Here is a 13,698-nt window from a genome sequence, read left to right as displayed (position 1 = left end):
TGGGTTTCGTCGAGCAGGAATTACCAACTTTGCCGATCGACCGGACCGAAGACTTCGTGTGCGTCGTCGAGAAGTGGGGATTTGTACCGGCTTCGATGGCCTCAAGCAGGGGGACGGGGCGATCAGGCGCCGGAGTCTTTTCGGCTGTTGAGCGACTGGCGCCAGTTCCGAATCTGTTGCCGCATGTCCCGCAGCGTCAGCGGCGCCGGCGACAGCATCAGATTCGGCTCCACTTCGGTTCGCGGCAGGTCGTCGACGCCCTGAACGCGATTCAGTTCTTCCTCGAGAGTTCTCAGCCACGCGGGGACGTCGAGGCCGGCTCCGGTCGTGTCGTGCAGGTAGGCTTCGATCGTCTGTTTCAGCGAGGTCATGGCTTCCGTATCGACGTTGCCGACCTGGGCGCCGCGCCAGGCCGGTTCCAGCGACGCGACCATGCGATTGACCGCCAGCGGCTTCACAAACCGTTCCTGGAGATGGCTGGAGACCGACGGCAGCCGCATGCCGTACTGTTTTTCGAGCCGTTCGAGATCCTGCAGATGCCGGTCGGCCATATCCTCGGTTTTGACCGCAAAGACTTCTTCCCAGATTTCCGCGGCTTCCGGGCGTCCCTGTCGCGACAGGACTTCGTGGGCCAGGCTGACGGGCAGGAGGTTCCAGGCGTCGCGATCGTATTGCGACTCGAGCCGGAGGAAGTCGAGGAGGCAGTCGAACATCTCGCCGTAGTCCGACTGAGTGGTCGTGGTGTTGTACTCCAGAAAACGATCGAACTTTTCGACGACCATCTGGTAAATCAACTGCAGTTGTGAAACGGCGTCTTCCCGAGAGATTGCTCCGGTGCGCAGATCTTCCAGCAGCAGCAGCGGGTGCAGCGGATCTTCGTGTTCGTCGAGGTAGTCGAGATACTTTTCGGTTCCGTTGTGGAGGATCGCCCGGATGTTTCCGAGCGTCAGCATCCGGGCGTGGAGCAAGTCGCCGCCATACTTGCGGATGAACGTCCGGGTCTCTTCCCAGACGGAATCGAGCCGCAGGGCTTCCAGGCTGGAGAGTCGCATTGAGCTGCTGTGCTCCAGCCACTGATCGAGATAGAACTCGACCACGGAACCGACGATTTCGATCAGCTCTTCGTCGGAAAACCGCCCCGATTTCCAGTCGAGCGACGCTGTTGCGATTGTCTCCAGCGAGTTGCGCATGGCGATCCGGAACAGTCGGTCGAATTCCGTCACGGCGGTCCCGGCCGGTCGGGAGACCCGCTCCATCCGGTGGGCCGCCTTCAGGAGATGCCACGTTTCCCGGAGCAGCCCCAGGCGGGGCAGATGCGCCAGCAGAAACCGCATGACGACCTGATGGGTCCGGGCCGGCAGAATCTGCCGGGGTTCTCCGCCATGCTCAAGGGGGACATAGAGCAACGGCTTCTTCTGCAACTGGCGGATCAGGGCCGGCAGCAGCCGGCGGACTTCGACCGGATCGTTGCGCAGAATGCCCCGGTAGACGTCGAGGACCCGCACGAAGTCGCGGGCGGAGTCCCGCGCCGGACCTTCGATCGGCAGGGCGCAGGTCAGGCACCACTGCGCCGTCCGGCAGCTCAGGCAGGTCGTGATCGCCACGTGCAGCAGGTAAAATTTGGTCTGGAGCTGGATGTCATACTCGACGTTGGCGTCGTGATCGCCGCTGGACTCCCCGACCGACCTGCGCCAGATGTCTTCGATCAGGCGTTCCAGTCCCGATTCCAGGGCGTTGGCCTGCTGCAGCCAGCCGGTAACGGCATCAGCGACGGCCTCGCGACCGTCGGCGTTTTCGGCGGCCCGGCAGGCAAGAACGGCCCCCTGCTGGAGCAGCAGAGCCATTGTCCGGACAAATTTCAGCCGGACTTCGAGCGTCTTTTCCAGGAGCTCGAACTCTCCGTCTCCCGAGCCCCCGACCGGTCCGCCGTCGAGCGTGTCCCCGGCGACTCCATCGGCGGTGCTGTCTCGATAGACCACGTCCTCGTAGGCGGCGTTGAAGACGTCGTCTTCGTCTCGGTCGTCCGACGCCTCGTCGGACCAGTCGACATCGCGCCCGCCGGTCTGCCCCAGGGCGCGCTGCAATGACGGAGCGTTCCAGTATTCGCCGGCGTTCGCTTCGAGGTAGTCAAACATGCGCCGGACCAGCGGCCAGGCGTCGGCGTTTTCGGCCGCCCCGGCGACGAGCTGCTCCATCCACCGCAGCAGCAACCCGTCGAACGAATCCGATCCGCCGTCGAGTCCGACTTCGTCGGACTGGCTGAGCCACTGCATGAGGAGCCCGAGCGACGCGACGGCGTCTTTCCGGTCCATCAGGGCGACGACGACCTGCGCATAGGACTTGGCGGATGCAAAGTGCGTCACGTGCTGCCGCCAGAAGCTGATGTTTCCGGCCGCTTCGCCCGCAGCCCGCCACTCGGCGAGCGCCCGCGCCACGTGGCTGGCGGAGTCGAAGGTTTCCCGCGCCTTGACCGATGGCAAATCCTGAACGGTTGGCGTGCCGAAGCGGTCCCAGTAATCGGCGAAGGCGGAAAACTGGCGTGAAACGCCCGACGACAGCTCCACGTCGCCTCGTGCCGCAGCTTCTTCCAGCGTCCGCGAGTAGGCCCGGAGGAGGCTTTCCACGAGCGCCAGGAGGGTTTCGACGCGCTGATCGGGGACGCTGTCTTCGCGGGACGAAAAGAGCGGGAACTGTCCCTGGAACCCGAGGATGTTCCAGGGATCGACGATGGCGCCGCAGTCGATGCCGCGTTTCAGGAAGTTCTCCGCTTCCGCCACCAGATCGGCCGCCTGCCGGACTTCTCCCTGCTTCAGTCGCTGGGGAACGACGGACAGTCGCCACTGGATTTCCGACTCGAAGCGCGCCGACGCACAGGGGATCACGTTCGCCTGGAACTGGGCCTCGACGGTGTTTCCCAGACGGGCGAACAGATAGGCCAGATGCCGGCGCTGGACCTGCAGGGAACCGTAATTCGCCAGGTGGATGTTCAGCGACTGCCGCACGTGTCCGAAAGGCTGCTGCGTCGCCTCGGCGTGCTTGCGGAGGCGCTTGGTCCGGGCGCCTGTCGCCGTCGTCAGCAGGCGTTCGTAGAACGCATCTCGCTGCCGAGCGACGCGCGGCAGCAGCGATGTCAGAGTGACCGAGGAATCGTGGGTCTCCGGTCCGGCGCCGCTGATCGACGACGCCATCAGGATCGTCCCGGCGAGAACCGCCGAGGCATCGAAAATTCGTTCTTCCATCGGAGTCCGCCGCTGGTCGGCAATCCAGGCCAGCAGCGACTGCAGAATGATTTCCCGCACGACGAACCGGCGGTAAAAGCCTTTCAGATCGATCAGATGGGGGTCCCATTCGCCGAACAGATAGTTGGTTCGCTTGTTGGCGGGGTGCAGATGGTCGTGGGCGCGCGGATCCATTGCCAGCTCATCAAGGCGGTCCAGATCGAACCACGACTCCACCAGGATTTCCTGGGGGGTTTCCGCCAGCAACTTCAGAGCGCCTGTCACCACCGCCTCGTAGGGACCGTTGGCGACCCCGGCCCCTTTGAGGAACAGGGGGATCGGTCGCAGGCGCTCATGGGGATAGGGTTCCATCTTCCGCCCGTTTTCGAGCACGGCGACCGGACGATGCCCGACGAAGTCGTTCAGCCGGCGGAGGGCCGCCGGGATAATTCTGTCCGCCTCGGTCCACGGTCCCCCTTCCTGGAGGGCGGCCTCAAACAGCCGCGCGAGGAAGAAGGGATTCTCGAAGTCTTCATCCTTTCGGTGGAACAGGAGATCCCGATGATGCTGCCGGTAAGCGGGGAAGAGGCCGTCGAATGTGAGGTCCAGGACGGTTCGGGCCTGGGTGGTGTCGGCAAACGGACCGCCGGTACCCTGCAGATCCGTCAGAATCTTGTGGAGCGTCTCCGGGAGTCGCCGCCAGGGGACTCGGCGCGAGACGGAATTCAGCATCTGCTGAAACTTGGGGTCCGGGCGACCTCCCGAGAAATTCAGGTATCCCAGAACTTCCCGAATGGCGGCCCGATCCTCGGCGTTCAGTTTCAAGTGTCGATTCCTTCCCGACCGCCAAGGCGGAAGACATGGCTATCGAGACGGGCTGCGGCTATTGCCGGAGCCGGGTTCTCTGTCCTCTTTCCGGCGCTGCGAGCGGGCCGTTCGAGCGTGGTTCGACAGGACGCAAGTTGCGTCAATCTGGCGGTTTGCGTCTTGGCCGTGAACTGCAGCGACGGGTCGATTGCCCGTTGAGCATAGTCCAATCACCCCGGTTCTGGCAAACCCGGCGCCGGGCAGCCAGGCCGCGCGTCACCCATTGCATTTCCGCACGTCGTTGCAAATCTCGTCATCCCGGCGGAAGACATTGACGATGAAGTAGAGGATGACGGATGATCCGGTTGAGTCGACGGCTCCGTTTCACAATCTGCCGACAGCACGCGGCTGCAAGTCCCGGGATGGCAAGGTTGCCGGCGGCCGGACGGATAGATATCAGGGATGATGGATATGTCGCGAGAGACTGAAGTCGCTGCCCGGCCGAATCGCGGTGCGGGCGGCGGGCTGCTGGCATGGTCGCTCGGTCTGGGGCTGACGGTCGCCTTCTATGCGGCCTTGCCGTACGTTCCCTATAACCAGGCGGAACTCCAGAGATACTTCACGGCCCACTGGATCGAATACGCCACGACCGGGCTGTTCTTCATCGGAATGTGCACCCTGGCGGTGAAACTGCGTCATTCGCCGACCGAACGCGCCGCCCTGAACGGCGATCTGCTGGACGGGCTGACGGTCGACCACTCGCTCAATTCCGGCGAGCGCGCCCGGGCGCTGGAGACGCATCTCCGGCTGGTGGCCCGCCGCTGTTCGGAATCGCAACTTGTCCGCCGGTTGCAGAATGTCTGCGACTACGTTCGCGTCCGCCGAAATGCGGACGGTCTGGAAGGCCACCTGAATTACCTGGCGGAAATCGCCTCCGGGCGGCTGCACGACAGCTACGCGCTGATCCGGACGATTACCTGGGCCATTCCGATTCTCGGTTTTCTGGGAACCGTCATCGGAATCACGATGGCAATCGCCAACGTCACTCCCGACCAGCTCAGTTCGTCGCTGAACGAAGTGACCGCGGGTCTGGCGGTGGCCTTTGACACGACGGCCCTGTCACTCGGGCTGTCCATGGTGCTCGTATTCGCCACGTTCCTTGTCGAGCGGATCGAACAGCAGTCTCTAGACGCGGTCGAAGATCTCACGCTCCGCCACATGCTGGCATACTTCCCCGGCGATGCCGAGCAGCCGGCCAGTCCGTGGCTGGTCGCCGAGCAGCAGGCTGCCGAGCAGTTGCTGGCCCGAACAGACGCTGCGATCACGCATCAGACAGGTTTGTGGCAGTCGGCTCTCGAAGAGCTGCGAGGCCGCTGGACCGATACTTTGCAGCGGGAGCAGGGCTCGCTTGAGCAGAGCCTGCGGCAGGGGGTTGCGCAAACCCTCGACAGCCACAGCGAGCAGCTCGATGGGCTGCGGCAGGAGATCGTGGCAGCTTACGCCGCGACCGCCGAGCGGATTCAGCAGCACTGGTCGACGCTGGAATCCGCCGCTGCGGAGCGGCGCGCTGTCGAACTGAAGGAGTTGCTCACTGAGCTGCGTCAGCAGCAGGAACAGTCTGGGCGGCAGGCCGCCGAGCAGTCGCAACAGCTTGGCTCGGCGGTGGAGACGCTGGTTTCGGCGATCGGCGCCTGGCAGATTCGCCTGGAAGAGGCGACTTTCGCCACCGAACGACAGATGGGGGCTCTCGACCGGCAGGGCGAGGTGCTGCTGCAATTGCGAGGTTCGGAAGACGACCTCGTTCGCGTGGAACGGCAGCTTGCGGAAAACCTGCAGACCGTCCGGACGGTCGATACGCTCCAGGAGACCGTGCTCAATCTGAACGCCGCGGTGAATCTGCTGGCGGCCCGCGGGATGAGCCGGGCGGCCTGAGATCGAGTCGGTCCATCCTGACGCAGCGTCTCTCAGACACGGACGGAATTCGACATGGCTTCACGTCGACCGCGAACATCGACAGGCATTTCGCTGTTCCCGTTCCTCGCGGTGCTGGTCTGCGTGATGGGTTCGCTGATTTTCCTGCTGCTCGTCACGACGACGCGGATCCGAGCCGAATCCGTGGCTCGCGCCCACGAACAGCTTCAATCCGTCGAAGCGGCCCCGGACCTGCTGCCGCCTCCGATCGAGGCGCCGCGGCGGCTGCCGGTCGAACCCGAGGAAGGGCTGGAGATCTACGAGTCGCCGGATCTTCCTCTCGATCCGGTCGCCGTCGAGGAACCAGTCGACAACTCCCGCCAGGCGGCGGCGCTGGCGGCCGCGTGGAGCAACAAGGTTGACGATCTGTCGCGGCAGCGTGAAGAGCGGCTGCGGCAGCTTGCGCAGCGGCGGCTGCTGGCGGACGCCGCGGCCCGCAAGGTCGTTGCGCTGCAGGAGGAGATCTCCCGGCTGGAGGCCGAGCTGACGGCGGCGATGCGAAAGCTCGAAGCGGCCGAGAGTCAGTCGGTTTCGGAGGCGGATCGGCGGTTGATCGAGCAGCAGATTCTGGCGCTGCGCGAACGCTTGAAGGATGCCCGGCAGCAGGAATCGGCGGGGGGCAAGTTTTCGGTCTTGCCGGTGGATCCGATCTCCGGGACGAGCCGACGGCCGATTCTGATCGAGTGCACGAAGGATGGACTGCGGTTTCTGCCGGAGAACATCGAGCTGACGGCTGCGGATCTCGCGGGATTTCCGGAGCGGTCCAATCCGCTGCTGGCGGGGACGGCGGCGCTGGTGAATTACTGGCTGGATCACGATCGCCGGGAGCCCGGCGGAAAGCCGGTTGCTGAGCCCTACGTGCTGCTGCTGGTGCGACCCGAAGGGACCGTGGGGTATTACGTTGCGATGCAGCTCCTGGCGTCGTTGAAAACTCAGCATGGATATGAGCTGCTCGATGCGGATACCAGTCTGCAGCCGCCGCCGCTCGATCCTGCCGCACGCGACGCCTGCCAGAACGCGATCAACCTGCTGCTGGCGGAACGGGAGCGGATCATCGGTTCCGCCCGCGGCGTCCGGGGCGGCGGCGTGCTGGACGAGTCCCGTGCCAAATCGGGAGGCGGCTTCGAGGTCAACGATGTCCTTGGCGAGCGGAAGACTTCCGATGTCGGCAGTCGGAGCTGGGAGAACGTCGATAAGTTTCAGGGACGGGAGAACAGGGCGCCGCGGACGCTGAAACCGGGGGAGGCCGCTCCGTTGCCGACGCCGGAAGACGCGGGGCGTAAGGTCGTGGAGATTCCTTCCGGCGGTCGACAGTCTTCGATGCCGACGCCGGAGCAGGAGGCTCTCGCGCCGCGAGGTCCGAGCCTCGGGCGGAACAAGGGGTTGAAGAAGCCGGGCGACGATATGAATCTGGAACAGCTTTCGACGCGTCACTGGGGACAGTCCGACCCGTCGGCGTCGATCACCATGGAGCGGGAAGTTGTGATCCGGGTTGACGACAATGAGATGATCGTCGGCAAGCAAACCCTGAAGGTCGGGCGCGGCGAATCGGCCGACCAGCTCCTCGGGGCGGTTCTGCAGGGAGTTGAAGAAGAGATTCAGACGTGGGGGCGACCTCCCCGAGGCTTCTTCTTCCGGCCGGCGCTCAAATTCGTGATTAACCCCGGCGGCAATCAGCACGTCGACCGGCTGGACCCTCTGCTGGAGAAGTCCGGACTCAGCGTGACGCGCAAGTTCTCGTTCGAATCGGCGGACTCTAGTTTGCCGGAGGTTTCGCGATGAGCCGTCGACCTCGCGCCGAGATGCAATTCGGTTCTGATTCGTTCCTGGACGTGATCGCCAACATCGTCGGCATCCTGATCATACTGATCGTGATTGCAGGGATGCGCGTCAGCGAAACGCCGGTTCTGCTGTCGGTTCCCGCTCCGGTTGTGGAGCCGATTCGGAGCGTCGAGCCGGACGACCCCGGTCTGCCCGTCCTGTTCGCGGCGGAACCGCCGCCGCCGGCGCCGCCAGTTCTGGAACGACCCCGATCGCTCCCGGTTGAGCCGCCGCAGGATCTCGTCGAGCAGGCGGCGCGTCTGCAGCGGGAGCTACAGACGCTGGCACGGGATCAGGGGGTGCTCGGCCAGCGGCTTTCGGCCGAGCATCAGGCCGCCGAAGCTTTCGCACAGCGTCTCCAGACCCTGCAGACGCAACTGGTTGCGACGCAGAGCAGGGCGGGGGAGCGGCAACTTTCCGCTCAGCAATCGGCGGAGGAGCTCGCCGCGGCCCGTAAGGAACTGGCGGACCTGGTGCGGCAGGTGCGTCAGCTCGAAGCGGATGTTCCCGTTGCGGAAACGCTGGAGCATCGGATCAACCCGATTTCTCGCATCGTGACTGGCGAGGAACGTCATTACCGGGTTGAAAAAGGACGTGTGGCGGAGGTTCCGATCGAGAGACTGGCCCAGAGCCTGCGGGAGCAGATCGAACGCCGGAAAGACTCGCTGCTGAAGCTGCGGCAGTACAACGGCGAGGCCGGTCCGATCGACGGATTCACGATGAAGTATCTTGTCGAACGGGGCGGGTTGTCGGTCATCGACGAACTGAAGTTCGGCCCCGGCATGTACCGGATCGCCGTGACACAGTGGCGGATCGAGCCCGACCGCAACATGGTCTCGGAATCGGTCGATGAAGCCCTCACAGCCGGCTCGCGGTTCTACACGTCGCTGCTGCAGATCCCGCAGGGATCGGCGCTGACGTTCTGGATTTACCCGGACAGTTTCGCCGAGTTTCGTCGGCTGCAGAAATTCGGGCACGAGCACGGCTTCATGGTGGCCGGCCGCCCGCTGCCCGAAGGGGTGCCGATCATGGGCTCTCCCAACGGCACCAAATCCTCGGCGCAGTAGCCTGGACCGCTGAACCTGCCGCGCGGCCGACGTGTCGTCAGCTTTGAGTTTCGACTGTCGCCCAGTTCTGGAAAGTCGACCGCCGATGGATTCTGCAGCCAAGTCGAGCGTTGATGAAATCCGTGATCGCTTCGACCGCGACGTCGAGCGATTTTCGAATCTCGAAACCGGGCAGTCCTCGACCGTCGATGCCGCGTTTGCGCTGGACCTGGTCGCGGAAACTGCGGCCGCTGCAACGCCTGGCGCAAAGCATGTCGTCGACGTCGGCTGCGGCGCCGGCAACTACACGCTCAAGCTGCTCCAACATCGGCCGGGCCTCGACGCGACGCTGATCGACCTGAGCCGTCCGATGCTCGACCGGGCCGTTGAGCGAGTTGCGGCCGCCACCGCCGGCCATGTGACCGCGCTGCAGGGAGACATTCGGGAACTGCCGCTGGAAGCGAACTCCTGCGACATCATCCTGGCCGCGGCCGTGCTGCACCATCTGCGAACCGAGGCCGAGTGGACGCAGGTCTTTCGGAAGTTCTCGGAAGCGCTCCGTCCGGGGGGCGGGCTCTGGATCTTTGATCTGATCGCCCACGAGCACCCTGCGGTCCAGGGGATTCAATACCGGCGATACGGCGAGTACCTGACTCAGCTTCGGGACGAAGCCTACCGCGATCACGTCTTCGCGTACGTCGCCCGCGAGGACACGCCGGCGCCGCTGACGTTTCAGTTGCAGCTCCTGCGCGATGTGGGCTTTGCCGCGGTCGACGTGCTGCACAAGAATTCGTGCTTCGCGGCATTCGGCGGCGTGAAAGCCTGATCGCGTCACGATCTTTACAGCGCGCGTCGGGCCGTAGAATCGTTAAAGCCGGATGTCCGCAAACCGCTGCTTGAACGGTGACAGGGGGGGGAGTAGACTGCGCGCCGGGGTGGAAGCGTCAGACTTTCGCCACATTCTGCGTCCCGGCCCACGTCTGCGGAGAATTCACCGTGCTCGTCCAAATGGATCTGGTGCGGATCATCATCAGCGAGATCAACGATCAGCAGGTGATCTTCCTGCGAGAGGTCGAAGGCGAGCGATCGTTTCCGATTCTGATCGGGCTGTTCGAAGCCACCAGCATCGACCGCCGAGTCAAGGGTGAGACGCCTCCCAGGCCGTTGACGCACGACCTGTTGAAGAACGCGATCGAGCAGCTCGGCGGTGAAGTGCAGGATGTTGTGATCAACAGCCTGCAGGAACACACCTACTTCGCCGCGATCCGCGTCCGGCAGGAGGGGGAGTTGACAGAGATCGACAGCCGACCCAGCGACGCCATCGCGCTGGCGGTCCACTACGATCCCCACCTGCCGATCTACGTCGACGAGTCGGTGCTGGAGCAGGTGGCGTAGGTGGGGGCGAGTGGAGGAAGAGAAGACCCGGGGCGGCTCGCCCCGGGCTAATAGAAGAGTTGGAGTTTGGTTCCGCTATTTGAACGCGGATTGCAGAGTTTCCTGCAGCTTCTTCCACGACGCTTCGTCGGCGGCTTTGTTGTACTTCAGGCCGTCGACACCCTTCTGGTCGATCCCTTCGACCGTGAAGCTGTGCTTGGCCCCGGCGTAGTTCTCGAAGTCGTACTTCACGCCCGCCTTGTCGAGTGCGCCGCGAAACGCCTGGATCGCCGCCGCGGGAATGAACGTGTCGTCCGCGCCGTTGCAGATCAGCAGCCGCGCCTTCACCTGCTTCGCGTCGGCGTCCGTCGCCATCGGCAGGCCGCCGTGAAAGCTGGCGACGACGTCCAGATCCGTTCCCGCGAGGGCGAGCTGAATCGCCGTCGATCCGCCGAAGCAGTAGCCGATCGCCGCCAGCTTGTCCGCATCGCACTGTGGCTGCGACTTCAGCACGTTCAGGGCGGCGGTCGCCTTTGCCCGCCACTCGGCGACATTGGCCCGGACCGCCCCCGCCATCTGGCCCGCGTCTTTCGGATGCTCGACCGTCTTGCCGCCGCCGTACATGTCGGCCGCGAAGGCGACGTAGCCCAGCCCCGCGAGCTGCTCGGCCCGCTTGCGGGCGTAGTCGTTGAGCCCCCACCATTCGTGGACAACCAGAATGCCGGGCCGCTTGCCGGTCACTGCGTCGTCGTACGCCAGGTAGCCGACGTGCTCCGTGTCGCCCGACTTGTACGTGATTTTCTCGGTCTTGATCGCTCCCTCGACTGCGGCGGGGAGGCAGAGCAGGGCGGTCAGAATCCAGCCAATGCGAGTCATCGTTTCGTTCTCCAGGTCACGAGGCGTTCTGTCGCGTTGCCGGCTGGGCCGGAAGCGAGAAATCCGAGTCCGCACTTCAGCACGAATCCGGGGCTCATTCAAGCATGGCGCGGCCGGTCCCTGCTACAATTGTCACGTGCCGTCGCATCACGACATTCCCAGCCCGGAAGCCCTGCATGTCCGCCACGTATCTGCAACTGGTGCATTCTCTGCGTCAAGCCTTTCCGCAGCCGGTTTCCGATCGCGTTCACGACGCGTACTTCGTCTTCTCTTTCCTGCGGGCGATCGATCAACTCGACGCCATGAAGTCGGTGTCGCCATTGCTTGGCGAACCCGCCGGGCTCGACTACGAGGCGGCCCGGAAGTCGACGGTTCGCGATGCCCCGGATTCGCTGGAGAATGTGACGCAACTCCTCGTCGAACATCTGTCCGGGATGTTCATCTGGGGGCATCCGCGGGCGCAGATCAATGTCGTGCCGTTCCCCACGATTCCGAGCGTCATCGGCGGTCTGCTGCCGTCGATCTACAATCCCAATCTCGTCAGCGAAGAATCGTCGAAGCAGGTGGCGGTGGCCGAGGTCGAAGTCTCGGCGATGACCGCGGCACTCATTGGATATGACCCCGCAACCGCGGCCGGGCTGTTTACGTTTGGCGGCACCGGGACGCTGCTCTACGGGGCGAAACTGGGCCTGGAAAAGGCCTGCCCGGGAGTCCGGCAGCACGGATTGCACGAGCGGGCCGTCATTCTCTGTTCGGACCGGGCCCACTACGCCTGCGTCGCCGTCGCCAACTGGCTGGGAATCGGCCAGGACAACGTGCTCAAAGTCCCGTCGACCCCGGACAACGAAATCCGCACGGACCTGCTGGAGCAGATGGCTCGGGAAGTTTTGAGCGGGGGCGGGAAGATTGCCTGCTTCGTCGCCACGATGGGGACCACCGACCATTTCGGCATCGATCATCTGCGGGAGATCGTCGCCATCCGCGATCGCCTGCAGAAAGAGTTCAAGTTGCCGTATCGCCCGCAGATCCACGCCGACGCGGTGATCGGCTGGGCCTGGAGCGTCTTCAACGACTACGACTTCGATCGGAATCCGCTAGCGTTCCGGCACCGCACAGTGCGGGCGCTGGCGGGCGTGCACCGGAAAATGCAGGATCTGCGCCTCGCGGACTCGCTGGGAATCGACTTTCACAAGACCGGTTTCGCCCCCTACATTTCCAGCCTGTTCCTGGCCCGCGACGCCTGCGACCTGGAGCTGATCTGCCGCAAACAGTCCGAGACCCCTTACCTGTTTCATGAGGGAAGCTACCACCCGGGGCGGTACACGCTGGAGACCAGCCGGAGCGGTTCCGGCCCGCTGGCGGCCCTGGCCAATCTGCGGCTGTTCGGCAAAGACGGCCTGCGGTCGCTGCTGGGACACCTGGTGACCATGGCGGAAACGCTGCGGGACCATCTCGAAGGACACACCAGCACGACCGTCGTCAACCGGGGGAACTTCGGCCCGGTGACGCTGTTCCGGGTCTATCCCGACGGCGTCGACACGTTCACGGTCAAACAGCGCGAACAGACCGACCCCACTTATCGCGATCAGCTCCGCGCCCACAACGACTACAACCGCCAGATCTTCCAGATTGTGCAACGGGAAGCCCTGGCGGGCCGGGGGGTGGTGATCTCGCTGACCGACTGCTACCGCGAGAGCGACTACGGGGAGCCGATGGTGGCGTTGAAGTCGTATATTCTGAGTCCGTTCGCGGAGGAGCAGTATGTCGACGCGGTGCTGGAATCGTTGTGGAGGGCGCGGGAGGAGATCGCGCGCGGGTGAGGGGGGGATGACGGTACGGCGTGAACTTGCAGCCGGTTGACAGTGTCGGGAGTTTCCAGTCGCAATTCTCGATTGAACGGACATCCGAAGTCATTCCACGACAGGTCGCGAAAGTCAGCACCATGCAGATCATCCTCTCCGCCGTCGACAAACCTCTGGCTGAGGCCTGGCGACAACACTGTGGCGATCTGGCCGATGTGACGATTCATCACGGCTCGATTCTGGAATTGCAGGTCGATGCGGTCGTCAGTCCCGCCAACAGTTTCGGTTTCATGGACGGAGGGATCGACCTCGTCTACAGCCATCACTTCGGATGGCACGTTCAACAACGGCTGCAAGGACTGATCCGGTCGAAGCACCATGGCGAACTGCTGGTGGGGAACGCCGAAGTCGTCGATACTGACGACGAACGGATCCCCTATCTCATCGCCGCCCCCACGATGCGGGTCCCGATGATTCTCAAGGATTCCGTGCACCCTTACCTGGCCGCACGGGCCGCCCTCCTGTCGATCCGCCATGGCAGATTCGCAGCCGGTCCCCTGGTCGGTGAAGCCGTCTCCGACGCGATTCAGTCTGTTGCCTTCCCTGGACTCGGCACGGGAGTTGGCCGGGTTGGCCCGCACACTTGCGCACGCCAGATGCGGGCTGCCATCGAGCACGGCGTGCTCGATCAACACGAATTCCCGATCACATGGGCCGACGCACAGATGCGTCACCAGGGTCTCTACACGGATCGGTTTCGGGATCTGCAGCGAGGGTAAGAAT

Annotated in this window: 9 protein-coding genes; 7 read left to right on the top strand and 2 right to left on the bottom strand. The window is 64.0% G+C overall.

Annotated features, from left to right (window positions below; all coding sequences use genetic code 11):
* Window positions 1–122: 122 nt before the first annotated feature.
* On the bottom strand, window positions 123–4,043 hold the full coding sequence (locus SH412_RS14590) for a hypothetical protein (protein ID WP_336518743.1): 3,921 nt from the start codon (window positions 4,041–4,043) through the stop codon (window positions 123–125).
* 453 nt (window positions 4,044–4,496) lie between these two features.
* On the opposite strand from SH412_RS14590, the gene SH412_RS14585 reads away from it, so the two are divergent.
* From SH412_RS14585 to SH412_RS14565, 5 genes are all read left to right on the top strand, one after another.
* On the top strand, window positions 4,497–5,957 hold the full coding sequence (locus SH412_RS14585; RefSeq protein WP_336518742.1) for a MotA/TolQ/ExbB proton channel family protein: 1,461 nt from the start codon (window positions 4,497–4,499) through the stop codon (window positions 5,955–5,957).
* Window positions 5,958–6,011: 54 nt separating this feature from the next.
* Window positions 6,012–7,778: an OmpH/Skp family outer membrane protein gene (locus tag SH412_RS14580; RefSeq protein WP_336518741.1), complete on the top strand. Its 1,767-nt coding sequence runs from the start codon at window positions 6,012–6,014 to the stop codon at window positions 7,776–7,778.
* A complete protein-coding gene (locus SH412_RS14575) occupies window positions 7,775–8,884 on the top strand; it encodes a hypothetical protein (protein WP_336518740.1) in 1,110 nt (369 codons plus the stop codon). The genes SH412_RS14580 and SH412_RS14575 overlap by 4 nt, the downstream gene beginning before the upstream one ends.
* An 85-nt stretch (window positions 8,885–8,969) precedes the next feature.
* Window positions 8,970–9,689: a class I SAM-dependent methyltransferase gene (locus SH412_RS14570; protein WP_336518739.1), complete on the top strand. Its 720-nt coding sequence runs from the start codon at window positions 8,970–8,972 to the stop codon at window positions 9,687–9,689.
* A 170-nt stretch (window positions 9,690–9,859) separates the two neighbouring features.
* The gene (locus SH412_RS14565) at window positions 9,860–10,258 is read left to right on the top strand and encodes a bifunctional nuclease family protein (RefSeq protein ID WP_336518738.1); all 399 of its coding nucleotides are present in this window, start codon (window positions 9,860–9,862) and stop codon (window positions 10,256–10,258) included.
* A gap of 75 nt (window positions 10,259–10,333) precedes the next feature.
* On the opposite strand, the gene SH412_RS14560 is transcribed toward SH412_RS14565, so the two are convergent.
* Window positions 10,334–11,113 (bottom strand): dienelactone hydrolase family protein, encoded by a 780-nt coding sequence (locus SH412_RS14560; protein ID WP_336518737.1) that lies wholly within the window; start codon window positions 11,111–11,113, stop codon window positions 10,334–10,336.
* A gap of 176 nt (window positions 11,114–11,289) precedes the next feature.
* On the opposite strand from SH412_RS14560, the gene SH412_RS14555 reads away from it, so the two are divergent.
* Both SH412_RS14555 and SH412_RS14550 read left to right on the top strand, forming a co-directional pair.
* Entirely contained in the window at window positions 11,290–12,933 is a 1,644-nt protein-coding gene (locus tag SH412_RS14555) for a pyridoxal phosphate-dependent decarboxylase family protein (RefSeq protein ID WP_336518736.1), read from the top strand.
* Window positions 12,934–13,055: 122 nt separating this feature from the next.
* The gene (locus SH412_RS14550) at window positions 13,056–13,694 is read left to right on the top strand and encodes a macro domain-containing protein (protein WP_336518735.1); all 639 of its coding nucleotides are present in this window, start codon (window positions 13,056–13,058) and stop codon (window positions 13,692–13,694) included.
* Window positions 13,695–13,698: the final 4 nt, after the last annotated feature.

The organism is Planctellipticum variicoloris (assembly GCF_030622045.1).
Classification (GTDB): Bacteria; Planctomycetota; Planctomycetia; order Planctomycetales; family Planctomycetaceae; genus Planctellipticum; species Planctellipticum variicoloris.
The sequence above is the reverse complement of the archived record's forward strand: the minus strand, read 5'-3'. Positions and strand labels throughout refer to the sequence as shown.

What these genes read in the sequence shown, in the direction of transcription:
- SH412_RS14550 (WP_336518735.1), top strand. Translation starts at nt 13,056, where the DNA reads ATGCAGATCATCCTCTCCGCCGTCGACAAACCTCTGGCTGAGGCCTGG.
- SH412_RS14580 (WP_336518741.1), top strand. Translation starts at nt 6,012, where the DNA reads ATGGCTTCACGTCGACCGCGAACATCGACAGGCATTTCGCTGTTCCCG.
- SH412_RS14570 (WP_336518739.1), top strand. Translation starts at nt 8,970, where the DNA reads ATGGATTCTGCAGCCAAGTCGAGCGTTGATGAAATCCGTGATCGCTTC.
- SH412_RS14555 (WP_336518736.1), top strand. Translation starts at nt 11,290, where the DNA reads ATGTCCGCCACGTATCTGCAACTGGTGCATTCTCTGCGTCAAGCCTTT.
- SH412_RS14560 (WP_336518737.1), bottom strand. Translation starts at nt 11,113, where the DNA reads ATGACTCGCATTGGCTGGATTCTGACCGCCCTGCTCTGCCTCCCCGCC.
- SH412_RS14575 (WP_336518740.1), top strand. Translation starts at nt 7,775, where the DNA reads ATGAGCCGTCGACCTCGCGCCGAGATGCAATTCGGTTCTGATTCGTTC.
- SH412_RS14585 (WP_336518742.1), top strand. Translation starts at nt 4,497, where the DNA reads ATGTCGCGAGAGACTGAAGTCGCTGCCCGGCCGAATCGCGGTGCGGGC.